Origin of the sequence: Halotia branconii CENA392 (assembly GCF_029953635.1) — a bacterium.
Lineage (GTDB): Bacteria > Cyanobacteriota > Cyanobacteriia > Cyanobacteriales > Nostocaceae > Halotia > Halotia branconii.
Map to the genome: position 1 here is coordinate 4,246,887 of NZ_CP124543.1, position 23,804 is coordinate 4,270,690.

General features: G+C 41.3%; 25 protein-coding genes. 16 read left to right on the forward strand and 9 right to left on the reverse strand.

Annotation, left to right across the window (positions count from 1 at the left end; all coding sequences use genetic code 11):
- Positions 1-116 precede the first annotated feature (116 nt).
- On the forward strand, positions 117-1,625 hold the full coding sequence (gene malQ, locus QI031_RS18700) for a 4-alpha-glucanotransferase (RefSeq protein WP_281481162.1): 1,509 nt from the start codon (positions 117-119) through the stop codon (positions 1,623-1,625).
- Between the two features lie 149 nt (positions 1,626-1,774).
- Here the strand turns inward: malQ and QI031_RS18705 are convergent, their stop codons facing one another.
- Entirely contained in the window at positions 1,775-2,563 is a 789-nt protein-coding gene (locus tag QI031_RS18705; protein ID WP_281481163.1) for a helix-turn-helix domain-containing protein, read from the reverse strand.
- Positions 2,560-3,375 (reverse strand): pseudouridine synthase, encoded by an 816-nt coding sequence (locus QI031_RS18710; protein WP_281481164.1) that lies wholly within the window; start codon positions 3,373-3,375, stop codon positions 2,560-2,562. The genes QI031_RS18705 and QI031_RS18710 overlap by 4 nt, the downstream gene beginning before the upstream one ends.
- A 143-nt stretch (positions 3,376-3,518) precedes the next feature.
- On the opposite strand from QI031_RS18710, the gene QI031_RS18715 reads away from it, so the two are divergent.
- Positions 3,519-4,229: an LmeA family phospholipid-binding protein gene (locus tag QI031_RS18715; protein WP_281481165.1), complete on the forward strand. Its 711-nt coding sequence runs from the start codon at positions 3,519-3,521 to the stop codon at positions 4,227-4,229.
- A gap of 133 nt (positions 4,230-4,362) precedes the next feature.
- Positions 4,363-4,995: a Uma2 family endonuclease gene (locus QI031_RS18720; RefSeq protein WP_281481166.1), complete on the forward strand. Its 633-nt coding sequence runs from the start codon at positions 4,363-4,365 to the stop codon at positions 4,993-4,995.
- A gap of 73 nt (positions 4,996-5,068) precedes the next feature.
- On the opposite strand, the gene QI031_RS18725 is transcribed toward QI031_RS18720, so the two are convergent.
- Together QI031_RS18725 and cbiT are read right to left on the reverse strand one after the other, a co-directional pair.
- Complete coding sequence (locus QI031_RS18725) at positions 5,069-5,956, reverse strand: phosphatidate cytidylyltransferase (protein WP_281481167.1); 888 nt, start codon at positions 5,954-5,956, stop codon at positions 5,069-5,071.
- 148 nt (positions 5,957-6,104) lie between these two features.
- Entirely contained in the window at positions 6,105-6,707 is a 603-nt protein-coding gene (gene cbiT / locus QI031_RS18730; protein WP_281481168.1) for a precorrin-6Y C5,15-methyltransferase subunit CbiT, read from the reverse strand.
- 95 nt (positions 6,708-6,802) lie between these two features.
- On the opposite strand from cbiT, the gene QI031_RS18735 reads away from it, so the two are divergent.
- The 4 genes from QI031_RS18735 (at position 6,803) to tatA (ending at position 8,897) form a co-directional block, all read left to right on the forward strand.
- A complete protein-coding gene (locus QI031_RS18735) occupies positions 6,803-8,197 on the forward strand; it encodes a serine/threonine protein kinase (protein ID WP_281481169.1) in 1,395 nt (464 codons plus the stop codon).
- 30 nt (positions 8,198-8,227) lie between these two features.
- Complete coding sequence (locus QI031_RS18740; RefSeq protein ID WP_281481170.1) at positions 8,228-8,467, forward strand: hypothetical protein; 240 nt, start codon at positions 8,228-8,230, stop codon at positions 8,465-8,467.
- 145 nt (positions 8,468-8,612) lie between these two features.
- Positions 8,613-8,687 carry a hypothetical protein gene (locus tag QI031_RS31585; RefSeq protein ID WP_343217874.1) on the forward strand — a complete coding sequence of 25 codons (75 nt, stop codon included), beginning with the start codon at positions 8,613-8,615 and terminating at the stop codon, positions 8,685-8,687.
- Between the two features lie 39 nt (positions 8,688-8,726).
- Positions 8,727-8,897 carry a twin-arginine translocase TatA/TatE family subunit gene (gene tatA, locus QI031_RS18750; protein ID WP_281481171.1) on the forward strand — a complete coding sequence of 57 codons (171 nt, stop codon included), beginning with the start codon at positions 8,727-8,729 and terminating at the stop codon, positions 8,895-8,897.
- 138 nt (positions 8,898-9,035) lie between these two features.
- On the opposite strand, the gene cphA is transcribed toward tatA, so the two are convergent.
- From cphA to QI031_RS18765, 3 genes are all read right to left on the reverse strand, one after another.
- Positions 9,036-11,735: a cyanophycin synthetase gene (gene cphA, locus QI031_RS18755; protein ID WP_281486073.1), complete on the reverse strand. Its 2,700-nt coding sequence runs from the start codon at positions 11,733-11,735 to the stop codon at positions 9,036-9,038.
- Between the two features lie 172 nt (positions 11,736-11,907).
- A complete protein-coding gene (locus tag QI031_RS18760; RefSeq protein WP_281481172.1) occupies positions 11,908-12,771 on the reverse strand; it encodes a cyanophycinase in 864 nt (287 codons plus the stop codon).
- A 120-nt stretch (positions 12,772-12,891) separates the two neighbouring features.
- The gene (locus QI031_RS18765; RefSeq protein WP_281481173.1) at positions 12,892-13,314 is read right to left on the reverse strand and encodes a hypothetical protein; all 423 of its coding nucleotides are present in this window, start codon (positions 13,312-13,314) and stop codon (positions 12,892-12,894) included.
- A gap of 250 nt (positions 13,315-13,564) precedes the next feature.
- On the opposite strand from QI031_RS18765, the gene trmD reads away from it, so the two are divergent.
- The 6 genes from trmD (at position 13,565) to larB (ending at position 18,839) form a co-directional block, all read left to right on the forward strand.
- On the forward strand, positions 13,565-14,317 hold the full coding sequence (trmD, locus tag QI031_RS18770) for a tRNA (guanosine(37)-N1)-methyltransferase TrmD (protein WP_281481174.1): 753 nt from the start codon (positions 13,565-13,567) through the stop codon (positions 14,315-14,317).
- 44 nt (positions 14,318-14,361) lie between these two features.
- A complete protein-coding gene (gene ispF / locus QI031_RS18775; protein WP_281481175.1) occupies positions 14,362-14,847 on the forward strand; it encodes a 2-C-methyl-D-erythritol 2,4-cyclodiphosphate synthase in 486 nt (161 codons plus the stop codon).
- A gap of 72 nt (positions 14,848-14,919) precedes the next feature.
- Positions 14,920-15,384, forward strand: a complete 465-nt coding sequence (locus tag QI031_RS18780; protein WP_281481176.1) for a hypothetical protein — start codon at positions 14,920-14,922, stop codon at positions 15,382-15,384.
- A gap of 9 nt (positions 15,385-15,393) precedes the next feature.
- On the forward strand, positions 15,394-15,993 hold the full coding sequence (locus tag QI031_RS18785) for a PIN domain-containing protein (RefSeq protein ID WP_281481177.1): 600 nt from the start codon (positions 15,394-15,396) through the stop codon (positions 15,991-15,993).
- 24 nt (positions 15,994-16,017) lie between these two features.
- Positions 16,018-17,808, forward strand: a complete 1,791-nt coding sequence (locus tag QI031_RS18790) for an ABC transporter substrate-binding protein (protein ID WP_281481178.1) — start codon at positions 16,018-16,020, stop codon at positions 17,806-17,808.
- A 251-nt stretch (positions 17,809-18,059) separates the two neighbouring features.
- Positions 18,060-18,839, forward strand: a complete 780-nt coding sequence (gene larB / locus QI031_RS18795) for a nickel pincer cofactor biosynthesis protein LarB (protein ID WP_281481179.1) — start codon at positions 18,060-18,062, stop codon at positions 18,837-18,839.
- Between the two features lie 95 nt (positions 18,840-18,934).
- On the opposite strand, the gene QI031_RS18800 is transcribed toward larB, so the two are convergent.
- Positions 18,935-19,735, reverse strand: a complete 801-nt coding sequence (locus tag QI031_RS18800) for an Rpn family recombination-promoting nuclease/putative transposase (protein ID WP_281481180.1) — start codon at positions 19,733-19,735, stop codon at positions 18,935-18,937.
- Between the two features lie 140 nt (positions 19,736-19,875).
- Here QI031_RS18800 and QI031_RS18805 point away from each other — a divergent pair, with 140 nt between their 5' ends.
- Positions 19,876-20,061 carry a hypothetical protein gene (locus QI031_RS18805; RefSeq protein ID WP_425526034.1) on the forward strand — a complete coding sequence of 62 codons (186 nt, stop codon included), beginning with the start codon at positions 19,876-19,878 and terminating at the stop codon, positions 20,059-20,061.
- Positions 20,062-20,235: 174 nt separating this feature from the next.
- Positions 20,236-21,627 carry an argininosuccinate lyase gene (gene argH, locus QI031_RS18810; RefSeq protein WP_281481182.1) on the forward strand — a complete coding sequence of 464 codons (1,392 nt, stop codon included), beginning with the start codon at positions 20,236-20,238 and terminating at the stop codon, positions 21,625-21,627.
- A gap of 283 nt (positions 21,628-21,910) precedes the next feature.
- On the opposite strand, the gene QI031_RS18815 is transcribed toward argH, so the two are convergent.
- Positions 21,911-22,075 (reverse strand): hypothetical protein, encoded by a 165-nt coding sequence (locus QI031_RS18815; protein ID WP_281481183.1) that lies wholly within the window; start codon positions 22,073-22,075, stop codon positions 21,911-21,913.
- Positions 22,076-23,205: 1,130 nt separating this feature from the next.
- Here QI031_RS18815 and QI031_RS18820 point away from each other — a divergent pair.
- Positions 23,206-23,700, forward strand: coding sequence for an NUDIX domain-containing protein (locus QI031_RS18820; RefSeq protein ID WP_281481184.1), 495 nt, complete (start codon positions 23,206-23,208; stop codon positions 23,698-23,700).
- Positions 23,701-23,804: the final 104 nt, after the last annotated feature.

A 23,804-nucleotide genomic window follows, 5' to 3' on the forward strand; every position in this document is an offset into this window, starting at 1 on the left:
AGTGGTCAGTTGTCAATAGCAAAAAATGACTGACTACTGACAAAGGGACAATAACATGAATACTCTTCCATGATAAATTCGATGCGATCGCTTCCTCTTAATAATTTAAGTTACTTATGCCTTTCAACAGATCCAGCGGCATTTTGCTACATCCTACCTCGTTTCCTAGTCGATTTGGCATTGGAGATTTAGGTTTAGAAGCCTATAAATTTATTGATTTTCTCGAAAAGAGTTATCAACAATATTGGCAAGTTTTACCCTTAGGCCCCACTGGTTACGGTAATTCTCCATATATGTGTTACTCAGCGATGGCAGGAAATCCCTTGCTGATTAGTCCAGAACAATTTATAGATCAAGGTTTGCTAACTGAAGCAGACTTTGCTAATTTACCAGGATTTCCAGGAGATAAAGTAGATTTTGAGCAAGTTGCAACCATTAAAATTGATCTCTTAAAAAAAGCTTGTAATAACTTTAGAACCCAAGCATCTCCCATTCAACAAAAGGAATTTGCCGGTTTTTGTGAAAGCAAAGCTTATTGGCTAGACAATTACGCTTTATTTATGGCGTTGAAAGATTACCACAACAATGCTAGTTGGTATACCTGGGAACCAGAACTTGCTAAACGTGAACCAGAAGCCTTAGATCAAATACAACGACAGTTGACTGAAGAGATTTTTTATTACAAGTTCACCCAATATGAGTTCTTCCGGCAGTGGTCAAATGTTAAAAGCTATGCCAACATGCGCGGTATAGAAATCATTGGTGATATTCCCATCTACGTATCTCATGACAGTGCTGACGTATGGGCTAATCCTGAGATCTTTTGCTTGGATGAAGAAACGGGAGCCGCTGCACAGATGGCGGGAGTTCCCCCAGATTACTTTAGCGCCACTGGTCAATTGTGGGGCAACCCTGTTTATCACTGGGAACAGTTGCAAAAGCAAGATTTTAAATGGTGGGTACAGCGCTTTGAAGCCATGCTGGATTATGTTGATATTATTCGTATTGACCACTTCCGGGGTTTTGAAGCTTTTTGGGCTGTAAAACAAGGTGAGGAAACAGCCATGAATGGAGAATGGATTGAAGCGCCTGGAGAAGAGTTGTTTGATACGATTAGACAAAAATTAGGTAAGTTACCTGTCTTAGCCGAGGATTTGGGAGTGATTACCCCAGAGGTAGAAGCGCTGCGAGACAAGTATGAATTTCCAGGGATGAAAGTTTTGCAGTTTGCCTTCGGTTCTGATCCCAGTAATCCATTTTTACCGTTCAACTACTCACGAAATGCGGTAGTTTACACCGGGACTCACGATAACGACACCACTGTAGGTTGGTTCAACACAGCGAGTGATTGGGAAAAGCAAAACTTATTGTTGTATTTAGGTTGTGTCAGTCCTGAAGGTATTCATTGGGATTTAATTCGCTTGGCTTTAAGTTCTATAGCCAATCAAGCAATTATTCCTTTGCAGGACATTTTGGGTTTAGGAAATGAAGCACGGATGAATTTTCCTAGTGTTGCTGAAGGTAACTGGGAGTGGCGCTATCAATCAGAAGCATTGACAGAAGAATTAGGCGATCGCCTAAAAATGCTCACCAAACTCTGTGGACGCGCCCCGGAAGGAAATTGAGGAATTTGGGCATGGGGCATTGGACATGGGGCATTGGGCATGGGGAAGAAGAGGAATTGGGGACAAGGAGAATTGGAGAATTGGGGAAAGAACTGTCCCCTTGTCCCCTTTTCTCCTTGTCTCCCTGCTCCCTGCTCCCCTGCTCCCTCTCAAGACTCAGGCTGGGCAGCAATTTTAATTTCTTCAACTTTACCTGGTTCTCCCATTTGCTTGGCTTCCTGCTGATTGACACTCATCAGCACACCACCTGCATTATCTGTTTTCACCGTCAGTTGTTCTTGGGCTTTCCAAACCCGATGTGTACCCTCTGGTAGAATGCCCTCAAACTGAGTTTTACCATCGGCTACTACCCGAATCCAAGAAGAAGCTTTTAGTGTGACACCAATCTGTAATGACCGATTTTCTTTGAAGCTACTGCGGGTGTCACTAACAGGTTGAACTATTGTTGATTTTTCTGGTTGAGTTAACTCTGGGTGTGATTCACTTTGACTATTATCTGCTTTGAGAACAGCATTATTTAGTAATTGAGACAAGCTGCTGACAGAGCATACAATCATGAACACATAAAGTAAATAAAGATGAATTGGACGGAATTGACCCATTGAACGAGTGTTTCCAGTAGTTGGCAACTTCACCTGTTGAGCAGCGACAGGAAAGTTGCTGGAAAACTCTGTTCCATTAAAGCCTAATACATCGGCAAATTGTCTAATCAAACCTTGAGTGTAAATTGGTTCTGGTAAATTGTCTAAATTACCTTCTTCGATCGCCTGTAATAACCGTCGGGGAATTTTGGTCAATGCTACCATTTCTTCTAGAGAGAAACCCCTTTGTTGACGCGATGCCCCAAGTTGAGCGCCGATTTCTGCCAACTTTTCGGTTTGTTGTTGTTCTAATGAAGGTGTTGGCTGTTGATGAGTTTTTCTTTTAAACCATTTCATATTTTTTCTACTCCCCTGACCTCGGCTGAATCTTTAATAGGTATATGCTTTATTTGCTTTTGCAAAAAGCGAATTTCATTCTCTTGTAAAAACCGATAATTACCTTCACGCAATAAGTTTACTCTTAGAGGGGCTACCGTGGCTTTTGGTGTTTGTAATTTGATTGCGCCTATGGCAGTCCGATGTAGTTTGATGACTGGATGTCCTAACTGTTCAGCTACACGACGAATCTGGCGATTTCTTCCCTCCTTTAAAATTATTTCTAAACGGCTATTTAGAGCAAGTCTTTCGATCATGTTTACTTGGGCTGGCAGGGTTTTTCTTCCATCTAACATCACACCTTCACGCCACATCTTTAATACTGCTTCAGTAGGATGTCCTTTAACCAAAACCTGATAGGTTTTCGCAATGCTATGGCGTGGATGAGTTAACCCAAATGTTAAATCTCCATCGTTGGTAAGTATTAATGCCCCTGTAGATTCTGCATCTAAACGACCAACTGGGTGAATACCTGTACCCTCACGCAATTCTTTAGGGAGTAAATCTAAAACTGTCTTTCGTCTTTGAGGGTCATAGCAAGTTGAAACTACTCCAACTGGCTTGTGCAGTAACAGGTATAACAAAGGCGGACGTTGCCTGCCAGAAACGGGCTTACCATCAACAGTAATCGTATCTCTTTGGGGGTCAACTTTTTGACCTAAATGCGCTAGCAAGCCGTTTACCTGCACACGCGATCGCCGAATCATTTCTTCAGCTTCACGTCGTGAGGCAATACCCCATTTAGCGATAATCTTTTGTAACCTTTCCTCCATGTGGAAATTACTGATTTTTTTCCTAACTTTAAATAATAATCAGAAATATTGGCATTTTGTAGTAAATAACCATAAATGTTAGATTTAAGACTTACTTAAGTTCAGTCCCTTGCTGAGCAAATACCCATTACAAGAGTGGTTAAATGCCAGAAGATAATTTCCCGACAAAAAGTTCCCATAAGATCCGGCTAATTACCAACGCACTCACAGCAGCATTAAAGCTATGGTTAAGAGCGCAAGTCAGCCAAGTATCTCAATTAGAGGTAGAGATAAAAGCTAGCGATCGCCAAATTCTCTCTGGCTGCATTCCTTGGGTATCTATTTTTGCCAGTCATGCAGTCTATCAAGGCCTCTATATTACACGAATTAAACTAATAGCGGAAAATATTCAGATCAATATAGGCTCAGTACTTAAAGGAAAGCCGCTACGACTGCTAGAAATAGTACCAGTAGTCGGCGATCTAATAGTAGAAGAAAAAGACCTCAATAATTCCCTGGCATCAGAACTATTATCAACTGCTTTAAATGATGTACTGGTTAAACTTTTACCAGAAAATTGCCTCCAATCACAACCAAAATGGCAAAAAATTATCCTTGACAATAATCAAATAACACTCTTTGCTAACTCAGGAGCCACCACTGAAAATATACCTCTAGAAGTGAGATTTGATTTAAAGTTAATTGGCAATCAGGAGTTGCAATTAATACATATTCAAGTTATTAAAAACGACGTAGCACTTTTAGAGGGTGAACATAATTATCATCTCGATCTTGGTTCAGATGTCGATATTCAAGAACTCAGTTTGATCCCTGGTCAATTAGTGTGTCGCGGACGAATCAACGTTAACCCTTAGAGGCTGTTTGCAGCGATCGCTATCATTAAATCAATGAACAGTTAACAGTTATCAAGTGGCTTTTGACTGGTAACTGATAACTGTTGAGAGTGCCTATAATCTATAAAAAGCCGTCAAATTTTCCCTTTAACCAATGACTGCAACACTCCTCACACCACCGGATGAAATAATTCACCTATCGGGGATTAGCTGGCAAACCTACGAAACATTGTTAACAGAACTGAGTGATCGCCGTCTTCGCCTCACTTACAATCGTGCTACTCTTGAAATAATGACTCCTTCTCCAGAGCATGAAAGATTTAAGAAAGTCGCAGGGCGCTTTGTAGAGACAATTGCAGAAGAACTGGATATATCTATTGAACCTTTGGGGTCAACCACGTTTAAACATCCTGGAGTGAGTGGCGCAGAGCCAGATGAATGCTTCTATATTCGTAACATTGCCCTAGTTCGGGGAAAAAAACGACTAGATTTAACACAAGACCCAGCACCCGATTTAGTCATAGAAATTGATGTGACAAGTAGTTCCAATAATCGTCTCCAAGTGTATGCAGATTTGGGCGTAGCAGAAGTGTGGATTTATAACGGAGAATCCCTGGTCATTCAACAATTGCAAAATGACACCTATATCACCTCCCAAACCAGTCAATTTTTTGTGAATTTACCCATTCCAGAGATTGCCAGATTTTTGCAACAAGCCCCGACAATGGATTATCTAGAATTGGTGAAAGCATTTCGTAATTGGGTTAGAAGCCAGTTACAAAATTGAAAAAGGTAACGATGAGACTTCCAAATAATACGAATTACGTAGCTTGCTTCTCACCTTTAGCGAGTATTACGAATTACGAATTACGAATTACTGGTAATAAAAGTGTCACGAAATAATAAACCAAAGGGGCTGTAAAAATGTAACTGTCAGTACGGTCTAGAATGCCTCCATGACCAGGGATCAGCTGTCCTGAATCTTTAACGCCAGCATCGCGCTTGAGCATAGACTCGGTAAGATCGCCCAAAAGACTAGCGATCCCAATTAGCAAACCCAATGCTACACCAGTAATAATAAATCTAGGAAAGTGTAGATAAGAGGCTCCTGCTAAGGCTACAGCAACGCTGGCAGTGATGCCAAAGACTGCACCTTCAACAGTTTTTTTAGGGCTAATGTCAGATAACGGGGTTTTACCAAAGAATCTACCAAAAATATAAGCGCCAATGTCAGCTGCCCAAATGCATAAAAAAGTCAGCAGTGTCATTGTTAACCCTTGGGGCAAATAGGTAAAATTTTGCTGCCAAATATCTGCCCAATTTAATGGCCAGTAACCACCCAATGGCAGATTACTTAAAGCTGCACTACCAAGGGCGCGTAACCTGACCCAGAAACTTGCTAAGTAACCCACATAAAATAGTCCCATAATTGAAGCGGAAATATCGGCGATTGTGGCCATCTTGGGCTGAAATAGCAAATAAAAACAGATAAATGTCCCAGCTAAAGGTAATACAGCATCAGCTAAATTGCCATCAACTGTACAGATTACGAGCAAGACTTGGCTGACAAACATCGTGGTTTTAGCAGCGGGAGCTATACCTCTGGCTCGCACTAAATTAAAATATTCTTGATGACCCAAAAAGACAATCACCGCAATTGCAATAGTAAAGTACCAACCCCCCAGTAGGGTTGCAACCAAAGCAAGAGCGATCGCAAAAATTCCACTAACAATTCGAGACCAAGGCATAGAAGTATTTTGGATTTTGAATTTTGAATTAGAAATTAGGTATTGAGGATTAAGATGGGAAGTTGGTAATTGTAGCTTAGTTTCTCATTACCTATGACTTAATCCTCAATCTAAAAATCTAAAATCTAAAATCTAAAATCTTTGAGGTTTAGTCTAGTTTCTCACCACTAACGATAAAAATAGGATCAACAGCTGCAAAAGTTTGAGAAAAGCCGCGTGTTTCCAAACGGTTGACCGCAGACTGAACAACTTCGATATTTCTCGCTTGTAATTGAGAAAAGCTCTGGGAAATAGCATACAGACTCTCTAGATTAGCAGCTGTAGCTACAACTCGTCCTGATGGCGGTAAATAATGCCACACAGTTTGCAAAATTTCTTGGATGGGACGACCCCCCTCGATACAAACACGGTGAGGAGGTACTTTGAGGTCGTGCATACAATCTGGGGCGCTACCTTCGATGACTTCGACGTTTTTAACATCAAAGCGATCGCAGTTGCGCCGAATTAGATTAGCGACTTCTTCATCCCGTTCTACAGCCACAATTTGTCCATTAGGACACAGCAGCCCCACCTCTACCGGAATTGTACCTGTCCCTGCGCCAATGTCCCACAAAACTGAATCGGGTTTGAGCCGCAATTGGGAAATCAACAGCAGCCTAACTTCTCGCTGACTGAAAGGAATACCCGGTAACTGCTCAAATAATTCATCGGGTATACCAGGGGTGATGTAAGGCCAAAGTTGGGAGGGCATAAAAGCACGCGATTATACTAAAAAATATGGGCTTGTGCAACTTGACAAGTTATAAACTATCAAAACTTTTAAATGTAGCGTCATCAGCAATAATTATGATTCAGGAAATATTAAACGGCCGCTACGAAGTCCAACAGCAATTAAGTAAAAAGGCAGGACGACGGATATTTTTAGCTCAAGATCAAATCACTGATGAATTAGTAATTGTGAAGTTACTTTCTTTTAGTAGTGATTTTGAATGGGACGATTTCAAGTTGTTTGAGCGTGAAGCTGAAACTTTAAAATCTTTGTCACATCCGTTGATCCCTCGTTATTTAGACTATTTTGAAGTAAATTCACCTACTATCAAAGGATTTGCCTTAGTACAGAGTTATATCCCAGCTCAAACTTTAGAGCAATACATTCAGACTGGACGAACTTTTACAGAAGCCGAAATTAAACAGATAGCCAAGACACTTTTAGAGATTCTCGTTTATCTACATCAATTGCACCCGCCTGTAATTCACCGTGATCTTAAGCCTAGCAATATTTTATTAGGCGATCGCTCTGGCAACAGTTTGGGTCAAGTTTATCTCGTGGATTTTGGTTCAGTGCAAACTGTCTTAGCTACAGAAGGTGGAACTAGAACTGTAGTCGGAACCTACGGATATATGCCACCGGAGCAATTTGGCGGCCGCACGGTTCCAGCATCTGACCTTTATAGTTTAGGTGCGACGCTCATTTATTTAGTAACTGGTGTCCATCCAGCCGATTTACCGCAAAAAGATTTTCGGTTTCAATTTGAGCAACTGACTAATTTAAGCCCTAGTTTCACTCGCTGGTTGCAGCAGATGACTGAACCCAATTTAGAAAAGCGGTTGAGTTCTGCAAGCGTAGCGCTAAAGGCTTTAAATGAGCCGCATTTTCCTGACACTACTGCTTTAGTTGTTAATCAACCAACTGGTAGTACAATTCAACTATCCAAAGATTGGGATCATCTAGATATTGTTGTTCCACCAGTTGGCTTTAAACCGTCAATGGTGTTTTTGAGTTTATTTGCGATCGCCTGGAACTCATTTATTCTGTTTTGGACAATTGGCGCTCTTTCTGCCCCTTTTCCGCTGAATATTCCCTTTGCTTTGTTTTCATTGCCTTTTTGGGGTGCAGGCTCGTTTATGGTGTATACGTTTCTATTTAATATGTTTGGACGTATACACTTACGCCTGAATCAAGAGCAAATTGCCTTAACCTGGGAGTTATTTGCTTTTAAATTCCATCGTCCTCGGCCATCACCAAGACAAAGTATCACTAAACTAGTTTATATTTCCAAACACTTTACTAGAGACTCTGAAGGCTCTAGAGTTAGTGTTCCAGCGCAATTAGATATTTGGTCAGGAGTGTACAAGTATAAACTTGGTGGTAGTGGTGGTGCGATTGAATCTGAAGCAGAGATTGAATGGTTAGCCCAGGAATTAAGTGATTGGTTAAATATACCAATTACGCGAGAATAAACAAACCAAGTAATATAAAGAGGTCTGAAAATGACAACTACAAGCAAAAGGCAATCGCTAATAGAATTAATTTATAAACATCTAAACATCGCACCCGAAAGCACTTTAGAAAAAGTTTTAGAACTTTTAGAAGATGAAGAAGATATTAGAGATGCTCGTGCTGAAATAGCAGAAGCAAAAATTAACGGTACTATATCTTGGGATGAATATAAGAAAGAAACCGCGCGACTTATCAAATTGAATTTACCAAGGGTGCTAATAAACAACTAAAGAAATTATCAAGCGATATCAAAGAACGTATTGACTCAAAAATTCAAGAATTAGCAATAGAACCACGTCCAGCTGTAGTTAAAAATTAGTAGATGAAGAATATTTATATCGGATTAAAGTAGGTGATTACAGAATAATCTATCAAATACTTGATACTATTTTATTAGTGAGTGTGATTAAAGTGAAACATCGTAGAGACGTTTATAGAAATGAGTCTTGATACAGAACAGTAAAAATTAATTATTGAGAGGAACTGTGTATGTTTGGATTGGGATGGCCGGAAGTAGGTGTAATTGCGATCATTGCTATTTTAATTTTTGGTCCCAAAAAAATTCCGGAATTGGGAAATGCACTGGGTAAAACACTGCGGGGCTTTAAGGAAGAACTCAAAACTTCTAGTGATGACAATGATCCTGAGCAAGAACAATAATGTCAAAAGTTAGGCAATTGCTGCTTCACAGATAGCAAAAAGCATATTGGCTAGAAAACTTCTACATTGAAAAAGGGTGTGGGGTGTAGGCGAAAGAACCCTTTTTATAGAAATTACCTTCTGCCTCCTGCCTCTAAACTAAAGCAAGGTGTTGATCACAGAAGATGTCACCCCATTTTGATTATCTACAACCATTGTAGAGGCGTTTTGTTGAATTTCCTCTTTGACCAAACCGCGTACCTTAATTAACTTGATAGCGCGATTGACACTTTCTGGTAAGATTACCACTAGACCATTATCAGGAGCCGTGTCCAAAGCTTTGTTAATGGCTGCGGTCTCATCCATAATTACTTCATAACGGGCATCACGGTTAACTTGAATGATACCTTCAGTAATTAACTCAGAAGCTGATCCCCGTGGTCTTCCTCGTGTGTCATCGTCTTCTTTGACAATGATGTAGTCAAAAATATCTGCTGCTAGTTTACCTAAGGTAACAAAGTCTTCATCGCGGCGATCGCCTGGGCCACCAACTACACCAATTCGCGCTCCTGTATTCCAGTTACGTACAAAAGAACCTAATGCTTCATAACTGGCGGGATTATGAGCATAGTCTACCAAGGCATGGTAGTTTCCTAAATTAAACAAATTCATGCGTCCCGGCGTTTGGCTGACAGAGGCACGGAAGGTCTTTAAGCCTGCCCGAATTTGCTCAATCGTCACATTTTGCACAAATGCTGCCAAAGCGGCTGCTAAAGCGTTGGCAATCATAAATGGCGCTCGTCCGCCCATTGTTAAGGGAATATTTTCTGCTCTTTCTATCCGGTGTGTCCAATCGCCTTTAACAATCGAGAGATAGCCATTTTCGTATATTGCTGCGACTCCACCTTTTTGGATATGCTGCCGCACTAATTCTGAGTCGGGATTCATTGTAAAGTAAGCAACATTAGCCTTAGTTTTTTGGGCCATTGCGGCGACGCGGCGATCGTCGGCGTTAAGTACAGCATAACCATCAGGAAATACAGCTTCCGCGACTACACTCTTAAGATTTGCCAACTGATCAATAGTATCGATATCACCGATTCCCAAATGATCGGCAGCGACGTTTAATACTATACCTACATTGGCAGATTCAAAGCCCAGCCCAGAACGAAGAATACCTCCACGAGCGCTTTCTAATACCGCAACTTCTACAGTTGGATCTTGTAAGATGACATGGGCGCTTTGAGGCCCTGTGTTATCTCCGGCTTCTACTAAGAAATCACCGATGTAAGTTCCATCCGTAGTTGTATAACCGACTACTTTGCCTGTCTGCTTATAAATGTGCGCCAGCAATCGGGTAGTAGTGGTTTTACCATTAGTGCCTGTCACACTCAGTATGGGAATGCGGCTGGGTTGTTCGTTGGGGAACAACATATCCATCACTGCTCCGGCAACATTGCGGGGTATGCCTTGACTGGGGGCAACATGCATCCTAAAGCCAGGGGCGGCATTAACTTCTACAATTACGCCATCCATTTCTCTCAGGGGGCGACTAATATCCGTAGTGACAATATCAAGTCCGGCGACATCCAGGCCAATAATTCTCACTACCCTTTGTGCTAACCAAATGTTTTCGGGATGAATTTCATCAGTACGATCTACAGCACTACCGCCTGTACTCAAGTTAGCTGTTGCTCGGAGATAACAAATTGTATCCCTGGGTGGTACGCTATTTAAGGTGTAGCCTTGCCTTTCTAATAATTGATAACTAGTCCGGTCTAGTTCAATCTTAGTCAAGACGTTATCGTGTCCTTCACCGCGATTTGGGTCTTGGTTTGTTTCTTCAATGAGTTCGGCAATGGTAGATCTACCATTACCAACGATGTGAGCTGGCACACGTTCGGCTACTGCTACTACTTTGCCATTGACTACTAGTACTCTGTGGTCACGCCCAACATAATATTTTTCAACAATAATTGACCGTGAAACTTGTCTAGCTGCTTCGTAGGCTGCTTCAGCTTCTTCCCAAGTTCTAATATCGATGGTGATCCCGCGTCCATGATTACCGTCTAGCGGTTTAATGACGATGGGATAGCCGCCAACATATTCAATAGCTTCTTCTAAATCGTCTAAAAAGTTAATTACCGTACCTCTAGGTACTGGCGCTCCGGCTGCGGCTAGGATGCGTTTGGTAGCTTCTTTGTCGCAAGCTAGTTCTACCCCTAAAATGCCAGTATTGTGAGTCATTGTGGCTTGCATTCGCTTTTGATTCACACCGTAGCCCAGCTGAATTAAAAAGCGGGCGCTCAATTGCATCCAGGGAATACCTCTTTTTTCGGCTTCCTTGACGATCGCTTCGGTTGAAGGTCCTAAAGATGAATCACGCCAGAAGTCTTTCAGGTCTTGAATATCTTGCTCTAGTTCTGCTTTGGGATAGCGACCCCGATCTGCAATACTTTGACACAGGCGCACAGCGGCTCGTCCAGCGTAGCGTCCTGCTTCTTCGTTCAGGTATTCAATCACTACCTGAAAAATTCCGGGTGTAGCGGTTTCGCGGGTACGGCCAAAGCCAACATGCATTCCAGCTAGTTCCTGGAGTTCTAGGGCTACGTGTTCGACAATATGACCCATCATGGTGCCTTCTCGCACTCGCATTAAAAAGCCACCGCGACAGCCAGGCGAACAATAGTGACCCTCCAGACTCGGCAGCGCCTCAACTAATCCTTCATAAAAGCCAGGGATTTCATTCGAGGGCGTTTCAGCCAGGTTTTCTAAATCGAGGCGCATGACGATCAGCTTGTGGCGTCGAATGCTCCAGTAGTTTGGGCCGCGTAAGGTCTGGATCTTGAGGATTCTCATGGGAATAGGTAGATGGAGATTCGGAACCAAAATTCTAGTTTCTTACTGGAATTGACCGCTAAACTGTCCATTGTAAACAGTTTTTTCTTTTTACATGGTATTTCTCTGATTTTTCTACAGCAAGAAATAAAGTAAACGATCAACACACTGTAACCTCAGATACTCTATTCCGTCAGCTGGAGATGCGGTGTACAGCGGGTAGTACAGTGCGCTGGTACAGGTGGAAGCGATCGCCATAGCTGAGGATATGCAGACGTAAGTTGTGTATAGTTAAGGGTTCGTTAGCACCGACATGAGGCTCGTTGGTATGAGTTACTTCAGTGGGATCAACAATGGTGACGCTGCCTTTGCCCATGACTTGTAACCAACCGTCACGTTCAAATACAGCACAAGTATCTTCGTCAATGCCAATACCAAGACGGTCAGGATGAGCTGCGATCGCACTGATTAGTCTTCCCATGCGATTACGGTTGTGAAAGTGTTGATCAACAATCACTTCGGGGATAAATCCCAAACCCGTGGCCATATCTACCAAAGAGCGATTTGGCGTTTCACCACTACCACCACCAGCAATCATGTGATGCCCCATTACTGCTGCTCCTGCACTGGTTCCGGCTAAGGTCAATTGTCCACCTCTGACTCGTTGCCGGATAATTTCCATTGCTGGCGTGTCTGACAACACACCACAAAGGCGTAATTGATCTCCTCCCGTCAAAAACACGCCACTACAAGCTTCTAGAGATGCTTTGATTTGGGGAATTTCACACTGTTCGCGTTCGCGAATGTCTAAAATTTCCACCTTCTCAGCACCCATTTCTTCAAAAATGCGAATATACCGACCACCGATGATTGCGGGTTCGCGGGAGGCAGATGGAATAATTGTAATATAGGCCTTACTAGCACCGGCGCGGCCAACAAAAGTTCGCAGGATTTCGCGTCCATGAACTTTATCTTCTGCGCCGCCGATCACTAGAACGGCGGTTTTAGTTGCTTGGGGTGTCCTCATTTCCAGCGATTTAGCTTTTAATTGCGGCATTGTGTTTCTCCTGTCAACAACTTCAGGAGCCATCGCCTTGGTGTTAGCACAGCGTAAAGCCTACGGCATGGCTTCTCTAACGAGACACTACGTGTAGCTTGCTTCCCCGCAGGGGTACGCTTAGAACGAAGCAGGAGCGTCGGCAGCGCGGTGAGTCCATTGCTGCGTAAAGCCTACGGCATAGCTACGCTTAGCGCGTAACGTCTCGCAGAGAAGAGAAGTGCGGTCTTGGGGGTTTCCCTCCATGAGCGACTGCCGAAAGAGTTTCCTCGCTTTTGGCGAATGGCGTGCAAATTTAACAAAAGAGGCAGCCTGATAATTTTTGCACTTTGCTTGATTGAGAGGAGACTTTTTGTAATGTTTGGAGCGAAGTTGCTCCCAATTTTCGCTTAACATACACAATGCCTCGGAAATCAAGTGTCTATTGCCGTTACTCAAAACCAGCGCTTTGTTGTTCACCTGTCCACTTTTTCCAGACTGGCAAAATAGTGCTTGGGGGGCTTGGGTTGCACTCTGGGGTTTGGGGCGAGGAGAGTTTGACACGCTTTTTCTGAGGCTGGCTCGATGCATCCTGAAAGTTGTTAACCTAGTCAGATTATTAATTTAAATGTAGTTGTGACAATATTTAAACATAAATTAAGTAATTAGAGAAACTTTTGATCCCAGAAAAATCAATAGTTCTGGTACTTTTAGACACTATTGATTAAGCTTATCTGTAGTTTTACCTGACATTAGCATCTTGTGTTTGCTAGACATTCAACTTTAAGATTAGTGTTCTCGAATACGAATTACTGTGCGCTTTGATATAGTTACACTTTTTCCTGACTGTTTTACCTCAGTTCTCAACTCTGGGTTGCTGGCTAAAGCCTTAGCCAAACAAATTGCCCAAGTAAATCTGATCAATCCTAGAGATTTTACAACCGATAAGCACCGGAAAGTAGATGATGAACCTTATGGAGGTGGCGTAGGGATGCTGATGAAGCCAGAACCCATATTTACGGCTGTGGAGTCCCTACCAAATTTACCCCGAAGAGAGATTATTTTAATGAGTCCTCAAGGACAAACAATCAATCAACCTCTATTGCGAGAATTGGTGACAAATTACGACCAGTTAGTAGTTATTTGCGGACATTACGAAGGAGTAGATGATAGGGTACTACATTTAGTGACTCGTGAGGTATCTTTAGGTGATTTTATTTTGACTGGGGGAGAAATTCCGGCAATGGCATTACTAAATGGCGTAGTGCGTCTTTTACCAGGAACTGTAGGTAAAGTAGAGTCTTTGAAAGTAGAAAGTTTCGAGCAAGAGTTACTAGATTATCCCCAATATACTCGCCCAGCCAATTTTCGCGGCTGGAAAGTGCCTGATGTCTTACTTTCTGGTAATCACGCCGCGATCGCTCAGTGGCGTTACGAACAACAAATCAAAAGAACAAGCGATCGCCGCCCCGATTTGCTCAAAGAGTGGGAGCAGAGGAGCAGGGAGCAGGGAGCAGGGGAGGCAGGGGAGCAGGGAGCAGGGGAGCAGGGGAGTAGGGAAAAATAACAATGCCCAATGCCCAATAACAACTAACAACTAACAACTGACAAATGACAAACATACGTATTGGTAACGGCTACGATATTCACAAATTAGTGAGCGATCGCCCTTTAATTTTAGGAGGAGTCCAAATTCCCCATGAACTTGGTTTATTGGGACATAGTGACGCTGACGCACTAACCCACGCCATTATGGATGCCATGTTAGGGGCATTATCTTTAGGAGATATTGGGCATTATTTTCCCCCTACTGATCCCCAATGGGCAGGTGCAGATAGTTTAATGTTATTAACTCAAGTACATCAACTAATTCAAAATCAAGGTTGGCAAATAGGTAACATTGATTCAGTTGTGGTTGCTGAACGCCCCAAATTAAAACCGCATATTGAAAGGATGCGTGACAAATTAGCAAATGTTTTAAAATTACAACCAAATCAAGTTGGTATTAAAGCTACAACTAACGAAAAACTCGGCCCTATAGGAAGGGAAGAAGGTATTTGTGCTTATGCTGTTGTCTTGCTAGTTGCTTGCGAGTAATTGTCTTTAATTTATTCATAACCGTTAAAATTGAAATTAATCGCATCCTTAACTTAGTGGGACATTAAAGCAATGTTAGCTGCCAACTTAGAAGATGTAAATCGTCCTGACTTCGTAGCCTTAGACAAAAATGGGCAGATTGTTCTCATAGCTGAAGTCAAAGGTTTCCCATTCAACTTTCAAGAAACCAAAACCAAAACCTATGCTATTTTGCGGCTTGTTGATTATTTGCAAACGGCAAAAATAGTGATTCCTTTTGCCATGCTTGTTGATGTAGATAAAATTCAAATTCTCAAATGGGATGGTAATAGTTTATCAGAGCCAATTATCTGCTTGAATACTGCTGATGTGCTAAGTTATTATGAGCCAAAATTCCGCGACAAAAAGATATTTAGTCTTTATCTTAAAGGTTTAACAGAAGCATGGTTACGTGACTTGGCATATAATTGGAAATCTGCAATACCACCTTTCACAAAAGAAATGGCAGAAATTGATTTATTGCAATTAATAAAAAATGGAACAACTAAAATTTATTAATTCTGTGTAGTGATAATTTACGTTGAAACTAATTTTTTGATGGGTATTGCTAAAGGGCAAGATACCCTAGCCCAAGAATTACTGCAAAATACACCCTCTTTTTTACGTTTAGTAGTGCCAAGTATTTGTTTTGTAGAATCATTAACAACATTAGAACAAGAAGAAAAATATAATCTAGATTTTCTTCGTAATTTAGATATACAAATTAATCAAGCAGAGCGAGATAACTCAGACAATGCACAAACACTGCTATCTTATCTAGAACAATCAAGAACTAGTTTTTTGCAACGAGCTAACGAAGTTAAAAAACGTTTTGATGTAGCTTTTAATCAGCTTGTTAGTAAATCAGAAATGATTACATTAAATACGGGTATTTTTCAAGTAACATTAAATAGAGCAATTTTTGAGAAGCACATTATAGATAAAATAATTTTGGAGTGTATAATTTTTCATGCTGGCTTACACCACAATGAAAATAAATTGTTTTTAAGTAATAACTCTAAGGAGTTTGGTAAACGAGAAGTTACAGAAATTTTACGAAATGTTGGTATCCAGTATTTTAATAAAACTCAAAGTTTTCTTGGTTGGCTACAGTCTCAAACAAATTGATTTACCTATTCACATATTGAAATTATGAAATTTATTAGTGGTATTTTTTCCAATTTTAAACGTTTTTATTTACCTGTAATTTTAGCTTCATTAACAGCCATTACTGTTGCCGCTTGCAATCCAGAGAATTTTAAAAGTTCAGCGGCTCAAGTACCACAGTTAGTAAGTAGCATTCTCAGCGATCCCCAAACCTTTAACTATCCCCTCAATCAAGATGCATCAACAACGAGTCTTCTAGGATTAGTTTTTGACGGCTTAACTACACAAAACCCTACAACTGGTAAATTTGAGCCAAGTTTAGCAGAGTCTTGGCAAATTTCTGATGACAAATTGGGGTTTGTTTTTACCATGCGTGAAGGATTGAAATGGTCTGATGGTCAACCATTAACAGTAGATGATGTGGTGTTTACCTTCAATGATATTTATCTTAACGAAGCAATTCCTACAGATGCTAGAGATATTTTACGCATTGGTGAAAGTCGGGCATTACCAAAGGTGAGAAAAATTGATGATCGCCGAGTTGAATTTAGGACACCAGAACCTTTTGCACCGTTCTTAGGAAATATAGGATTGCCAATTTTACCTGCTCATGTATTGAAAAAATCTATAAAAACAAAAGACCAAAATGGGAAGCCAATATTTCTGACAAAGTGGGGCGTTGATACTCCTTTAGACCAAATTATCGTTAATGGCCCTTATAAATTAGAGCGTTATGACACCAGTCAGCGCATAGTATTTAGACGTAATCCTTATTATTGGCGCAAAGGATCTCAAGGAGAACCACAACCTTATATTGAACGAATTGTATGGCAAATTGTGGAATCAACAGATACTGCCTTGCTTCAGTTTCGTTCTGGTAGTTTAGATACGATAGGAGTTACACCAGACTATTTTTCTTTGCTCAAAAAACAAGAAAAGCAAGGTAATTTTAAAATTTATGAAGATGGGCCAGCTACTGGAACATCGTTTGTTTTGTTTAATCTCAATCAAGGCAAAAGAGACGGAAAACCGCTGGTAAATCCAATAAAGTCACGTTGGTTTAATACAGTCGAGTTTAGGCAAGCTGTAGCTTATGCCATTGATCGACAAAAGATGATCAATAATACTTTTCGTGGCTTAGGTAAACCACAAAATTCACCAGTTTCTGTGCAGAGTCCCTATTATCTTTCACCCCAAGAAGGATTGAAAACTTACGATTATAATTTAGAAAAAGCTAGGCAATTACTCAGAAAAGCCGGATTTAAATCCAATGCCCAAGGTCAGTTACTTGACGCTCAAGGCAACCGTGTTCGCTTCACTTTACTTACCAATTCTGGTAATAAAATCCGTGAGGCAATGGGAGCGCAGATTAAGCAAGATTTGAGCAAAATAGGTATTCAAGTCGATTTTACTCCGCTAGCATGGAATACTTACACAGATAAGCTGTCTAATACCCTCGATTGGGATGCTTCTTTGTTGAGTTTGACAGGTGGTTTAGAACCGAACGATGGGGCTAATGTTTGGTCTCCTGAAGGTGGTTTACACATGTTCAATCAAAAACCACAGGCAGGACAAAAGCCGATTCAAGGTTGGGAAGTTGCTCCTTGGGAAGCAGAAATTGGTAGGCTCTATATTCAAGGCGCTAGGGAATTAGACGAAGCCAAGCGAAAAGAAATTTATGCCCAAACACAGCGAATTACCCAAGAAAATTTGCCCTTTATTTACTTAGTCAATCCCTTGGCAATGTCAGCAGTACGCGATCGCTTTGAAGGTATCGAATACTCAGCCCTCGGTGGAGCATTCTGGAACATTTATGAAATTAAAATTACTAAGTAGATAATTGGGCATGGGGCATGAAGAAGAGGAATTGGGGCAGGGTGCAGGGTGCAGAGGAGTGAAGAGGAATTACCTCTTTCTCCCGAAGTTGCTCCACTTGGTGAGGCAGCCCGGTCTTGTTGTTCCAACAAAGAGGGACTGCCGAACCCGGAGGGGGAGACCCCAAGACCGCACTTCTCTCCTTGTCTCCCTGCTCCCTGCTCCCCTGCTTTTCCTAGTCCCTAGCCCCTAATCCATAATTTAAAATTACCGTGACTCAACCTGAAACTCTGCGATCGCTTCTCGAAGCGGTTGCTAATGGCAAAGTTACCCCAGATGTAGCTTTAGACTCTCTTAAAAATTTAGCCTATGAGCCTGTAGGTGAATTTGCCAAAATTGACCATCATCGTACCCTGAGAACTGGTTTCCCTGAGGTAATTTGGGGGCCGGGTAAAACTCCTGAACAAATTGCTCAAATTATGGAGGTGATGCGCCTCCGCAATCCAGTAGTCATGGCCACCCGGATTGAACCCGCAGTTTATGCTGCACTGCAATCACAGGTTAAAGATTTGCAATATTATGGATTGGCAAAAATTTGTGCGATCGCTCCCCCAACTGTTGAGCCACAGTTTCTAGGAGAAATTGGGATTTTGTCTGCTGGTACTGCTGATTTACCAGTAGCTGAAGAAGCCGCAGTTACAGCTGAACTGTCTGGTTTTCGCGTCCAGCGTCTTTGGGATGTTGGTGTGGCTGGTATTCATCGCTTGCTGAATAATCGTCACCTGATTGAATCGGCATCAGTATTAATTGTCGTGGCGGGGATGGAAGGCGCTTTACCCAGTGTGGTTGCGGGTTTAGCTAATTGTCCGGTGATTGCCGTTCCTACTAGCATTGGTTATGGTGCGAGTTTTGGTGGTTTAGCACCTTTATTGACAATGCTCAACTCTTGTGCTGCTGGGGTAGGGGTAGTGAATATTGATAATGGTTTTGGTGCAGCGGTTTTGGCCGGACAAATTTTGCGGACAGCCGAAAAGCTAAATCACAAACCCTAAGTGTGGTCTGTCAAGATAGTTTTGATTGGTTCGTAGTAAGCCCTTTAGTGCTTAAAACTCAGGACTAAAGTCCTGACTACGAACTGAACTTACCCTTAATTTTCTTGATTGTTCACTTGCACTTGTGTCAGCTTCAACTGCTCAATCTGCTCTGCTGACAAACCAGTGGCTTTGATTACCACTTCATCAGCTACCCCCTCGCGTAGAAGATTAATCGCCACGCGGCGAATACCTTCTTCAATACCTTCAGACCGACCTTCAGACCGACCTTCAGCAATGAGTGCTTGATAAGTTACTGATTCCTGCATAATATCCTTTTGCAGCAACTGTTGAATAATATCCTTATTTAATATTAGCCCAGCGAGAATAAACGCTGACGCGGCTATATTGCTTTGTGTACGCTGGTCGTTGATTTGTGAGATTTGTTCAGCTACTTGTCGCAATGTCTCAGTAGGATTATCAGCTTGGCTTAAAACCGCGAAAGGGAGCAGTCCTGGAGATTGAAAAAAGTTATCTGTTGGTTGTTCCCAAAGGCGAATTACTTGGAAGCGATGAAAGGTATCTTCTAAGGTAAATGTGGTTTGTTGAACCAGATCAGAATTGGTTTTTTGCAGGTAAATCACCACTTGACGCATTCTTTTTTGGGGAAAACGACGATACACCCGCAGCCGATAGTCAATCATCCGAAAGGGAATATCAATTTTCGGCTGAGTCTGAAATTCTAGATGTAGCACGACTTCTTCTGATTGGAGTAATATCAGCGCATCAGCACGAATTGGCTCTAAAGAAAGTTCTGAAGGACTTAATTTAGTTAGGGTTATGGGTTTTCCTAACAGCCAAGTAGCAAAATCACTAGCAAAGTTTTCAACGAGAAATTTGCAGATGTTATCAAACATGAAAAAACTTTACCAAGTAATGGTAGAGCGATCGCTTGTAATAACTTCCAAAGTTTTTAAACACTGGACATTGTCTGCAAGTAAAGGTTATGACATAAAAATCTTTTTTAAAACTCAGTATGAACTCCATCAGCAATTTGATGTTTCAGTTATATTGGCACTTGCCAGCAAATTTGATGCCACTAGCTCAAGCAATTCACGATCCAGATCTTATAGGTCAAATCCAAAAAGCTTGGAGCCACTTTATACAGACAGGACAAGTGTGGGCGCTGTTGATTGGTTTAGTCATTGGCTATATCATTCGGAATCTAACAAGCTACGGCTAACGGGACTAGGGGCTAGGGACTAGGGACTAGGGACTAGGGAGCAGGGGAGAAGAGGAAAAAGTGTTAACCATAAATGGATAAGTGCGAAGTAGTTTCAAACTCCCCCTTGCACCCTGCACCCTGCACCCCTGCTTCTTCTTCCCAATGCCCCATGCCCAATTCCCTAATAAATTTATGACTAAAGAACAAACTTGGAGTCAACGGTTTGAATCAGCACTGCATCCAGCGATCGCTCGTTTTAATGCCAGTATAGGTTTTGATATTGAATTAATAGAATACGATTTAACTGGTTCTCAAGCTCATGCCCAAATGTTGGCTTACACGGGCATTATTTCCCCAACCGAAGGAGAACAACTAATTGCAGGGTTAGAACAAATTCGCCAAGAATATCACCAAGGCAAATTTCACCCTGGTATTGATGCCGAAGATGTACATTTTGCGGTGGAACGGCGGTTAACAGAAATTGTCGGCGATGTGGGTAAAAAGCTGCACACGGCGCGATCGCGTAATGACCAAGTAGGTACTGATACTCGACTCTATCTCCGCGATCAAATTCAACAAATTAAACAGCAATTACGAGAATTTCAAGGTGTTTTAGTAGATATAGCCGAACAGCATATTGAAACTTTGATTCCTGGTTATACCCATTTGCAACGCGCCCAGCCTCTAAGTTTAGCTCATCATCTTTTGGCATATTTTCAGATGGCACAACGCGACTGGGAACGTTTGGGGGATGTTTACCGCCGAGTTAATATTTCACCTTTGGGGTGTGGTGCTTTAGCTGGAACTACTTTTTTAATTGATCGCCACTATACAGCCGAACTATTAAATTTTGATAGTGTTTATGAAAATAGTTTAGATGGAGTCAGCGATCGCGACTTTGCGATCGAGTTTCTTGGTGCTGCTAGCTTAATCATGGTTCACCTTAGCCGTTTGAGCGAAGAAATAATTCTCTGGTCATCGGAAGAATTTCGCTTTGTTTCCCTCAAAGATAGTTGTGCCACTGGTTCCAGCATTATGCCCCAAAAGAAAAACCCCGACGTACCAGAATTAATCCGGGGAAAGACAGGGCGTGTATTTGGTCATCTCCAAGCAATGCTGGTGATTATGAAAGGATTACCCTTGGCATACAACAAAGATTTGCAAGAAGATAAAGAAAATTTATTTGACAGTGTCAATACAGTCAAAGCCTGTTTAGAAGCAATGACAATTTTGTTGGCGCAAGGTCTGGAATTTCGTACCCAACGATTATCCCAAGCCGTGGCAGAAGACTTTTCTAATGCTACAGATGTGGCAGATTATTTAGCAGCGCGAGGAGTTCCTTTCCGAGAAGCCTACAATCTTGTAGGTAAAGTTGTAAAAACCAGTATTGTCGCAGGTAAACTTCTCAAAGATTTGACTTTAGAAGAGTGGCAACAACTACATCCGGCATTCGCAGCAGATATTTACGAAGCCATATCCCCTCGTCAAGTTGTAGCTGCCCGCAACAGTTACGGTGGCACAGGTTTTGCACAGGTAAGTAAAGCAGTTATGGCTGCCCGTATTCAAATAGGGACTAGAGACTAGGAAAGAAGCAGGGGAGCAGCGAGCAGGGAGAAAAGGAGAAAGAGGCAATTAATTTTTTTTATCTCCCTTATACCATTTCACGAAATTATTGATACAAATTACTTTTCTTACTCCCCCTGCTTCCCCTGCTTCCCCTGCTTCCCCTGCTTGCCCAAATGTATCAACTTTAGAGTGAAACGGTATTACGCCCCGCACCCTGCCCTTCTGCCTCTTCTTTCCCATGCCCAAATAATAAATTAGGGCATACAGATGTACGCCCCAAAAAATAATTTAAGTAGGAAACTTATTCAGTATCAGCTGCTGCTGTTCCTTCATCTTCCTCACTCTTCGGTGGTCTTTGTTGGAACCTTCTTTGCATTCTTCCTGTCGTAGTTCGTTTACGAAACTTTCTGGCGTATGCCTGGTTCCGTAGCGCCTTTTCTTTTTTCGGGTTACGGCGCTTAGCCATGTTCACCTCATTAAATAAACAACAAAAAAATGACAACTAGGCATCCCGTAGACAATATCAGCTACTGATGTTATTGATATAGTTTTAGCCTAGTTTAACAGTCTATATATTTTAACAGTATACTAGTCTAACTTATTTAGTCTATTTATGTCAATAGTAATTCGCAACCATTTTATTAAAACTAAAGTATTTATATAGTAATCCGGTTTGATTCGGTGAATTTATTTGTGTAGGTAGGGAACAGGAAACAGGAAACAGGGAACAGTTAAGAAGGGATAGATATGTACTGAATCGTGTTCCTTAATCAAATAGGAGTCCTATATATAGGAATCCGGTTTGGTTTGGTGAAATTACTTGCGTGGTGCGTGTTCGCAAAGCGTCTGGCAGAGAAGCGCAAGCGCGATAGGCGGGGAACTCTTAACAGGGAACACTTCGGCTACGCGGTAGTTGAGCGCAGTCGAAACTCAGTGCATCGCAGGAAACAAGGCTCTTTGAGGTGTACTGAATTTTTTCAAAAATCAAATATGAGTCCTATAGCAGTTAGTAGGAATAAAATCAGTACGTTAGTTGGTGAAAGAATTTAGAAAATATCTGTTCTGCAATCAAATCATCAATTTTTATACTTGAAAATTTATATAGTTAAGTTTTTGCAATGATGTGAATATTTAGTGAAAATTCATTATCAATCAAAATTGGCATTATTAATTGCGTTTCATTTACGAATCTTGTTGGGACAGAAAAATCAGCAATTTTTAGATAACTTAATATACATTTAATAAATATTAAAAAACATTCTAAGTTTCAAAACTAGTACACGATGGCGGGAATAAACCACCATTCAAAATCAATGAAAAGCTTATGCTGTATTCATTTTTAATTTTTAATTCCGTCTTGCGGTACTAGTGTTTTATGCTAGATTTAATCTGAAACATATACAAACAATTTGTGTATAATTAAGCACAGTATTTTTTTATGATATCAACGTTAAGATTGATATATTATACGAAAATCGTTTAGAATAAAGTCCCAAATCATCAGCATATTTGTATAACACGAATCTCAATTATTCATGTAGTTGAGCAGATGCAAATGGTAGGGAATTTAGATAATACAATACAGACATTTTAAGATTGAACATTCTTGCTTTTTTTGCGGCAGCTGTCCAATCCACACGAGGCTTATGGCGCGTTGGACAAACGGTACTGGGTATTATCTTCCGTCATCCCATTACTGGTACTAGTATTATCCCCATATTACCTGATGGTCGAATCGTACTAATCCGACGGCGTGACGATGGCTGTTGGGCATTACCTGGAGGGATGGTGGACTGGGGAGAAGATATTCCTAACACAGTCCGCCGAGAATTAATGGAGGAAACCGGACTGGAGTTAGTAGAAATTAAACGTTTGGTTGGAGTTTACTCTGCACCAGACCGTGATCCGAGAATCCATTCGATTTGTGTTGCAGTAGAAGCGCAAGTTCAGGGGATAATGGCAGTTCAGGATACTTTAGAAGTTATGGAAATTCAGGCTTTTTCTGCTAATTCTTTACCTCCAGGACAAATGTCCCATGACCACTCTCGACAACTACAAGACTATTTAAATGGTTTGACAACACTCGCCTAAAACATTTTGTCACTTGTCATTTGTCATTTGTTCAGTTATTTATAACCAATGACGATTGATAATTGACTAAGTAAGTCGGGGAGAATAAATCAAACTATGTTAAC

Coding starts and splice junctions, on each gene's coding strand:
- QI031_RS18725 (WP_281481167.1), bottom strand. CDS start 5,956: ATGCCTTGGTCTCGAATTGTTAGTGGAATTTTTGCGATCGCTCTTGCT.
- tatA (WP_281481171.1), top strand. CDS start 8,727: ATGTTTGGATTGGGATGGCCGGAAGTAGGTGTAATTGCGATCATTGCT.
- QI031_RS18805 (WP_425526034.1), top strand. CDS start 19,876: ATGTTTCAGTTATATTGGCACTTGCCAGCAAATTTGATGCCACTAGCT.
- QI031_RS18815 (WP_281481183.1), bottom strand. CDS start 22,075: ATGGCTAAGCGCCGTAACCCGAAAAAAGAAAAGGCGCTACGGAACCAG.
- QI031_RS18790 (WP_281481178.1), top strand. CDS start 16,018: ATGAAATTTATTAGTGGTATTTTTTCCAATTTTAAACGTTTTTATTTA.
- malQ (WP_281481162.1), top strand. CDS start 117: ATGCCTTTCAACAGATCCAGCGGCATTTTGCTACATCCTACCTCGTTT.
- ispF (WP_281481175.1), top strand. CDS start 14,362: ATGACAAACATACGTATTGGTAACGGCTACGATATTCACAAATTAGTG.
- QI031_RS18740 (WP_281481170.1), top strand. CDS start 8,228: ATGACAACTACAAGCAAAAGGCAATCGCTAATAGAATTAATTTATAAA.
- cbiT (WP_281481168.1), bottom strand. CDS start 6,707: ATGCCCTCCCAACTTTGGCCTTACATCACCCCTGGTATACCCGATGAA.
- argH (WP_281481182.1), top strand. CDS start 20,236: ATGACTAAAGAACAAACTTGGAGTCAACGGTTTGAATCAGCACTGCAT.
- QI031_RS18800 (WP_281481180.1), bottom strand. CDS start 19,735: ATGTTTGATAACATCTGCAAATTTCTCGTTGAAAACTTTGCTAGTGAT.
- QI031_RS18705 (WP_281481163.1), bottom strand. CDS start 2,563: ATGAAATGGTTTAAAAGAAAAACTCATCAACAGCCAACACCTTCATTA.
- QI031_RS18760 (WP_281481172.1), bottom strand. CDS start 12,771: ATGCCGCAATTAAAAGCTAAATCGCTGGAAATGAGGACACCCCAAGCA.
- QI031_RS18715 (WP_281481165.1), top strand. CDS start 3,519: ATGCCAGAAGATAATTTCCCGACAAAAAGTTCCCATAAGATCCGGCTA.
- QI031_RS18720 (WP_281481166.1), top strand. CDS start 4,363: ATGACTGCAACACTCCTCACACCACCGGATGAAATAATTCACCTATCG.
- cphA (WP_281486073.1), bottom strand. CDS start 11,735: ATGAGAATCCTCAAGATCCAGACCTTACGCGGCCCAAACTACTGGAGC.
- QI031_RS18710 (WP_281481164.1), bottom strand. CDS start 3,375: ATGGAGGAAAGGTTACAAAAGATTATCGCTAAATGGGGTATTGCCTCA.
- QI031_RS18735 (WP_281481169.1), top strand. CDS start 6,803: ATGATTCAGGAAATATTAAACGGCCGCTACGAAGTCCAACAGCAATTA.
- QI031_RS18780 (WP_281481176.1), top strand. CDS start 14,920: ATGTTAGCTGCCAACTTAGAAGATGTAAATCGTCCTGACTTCGTAGCC.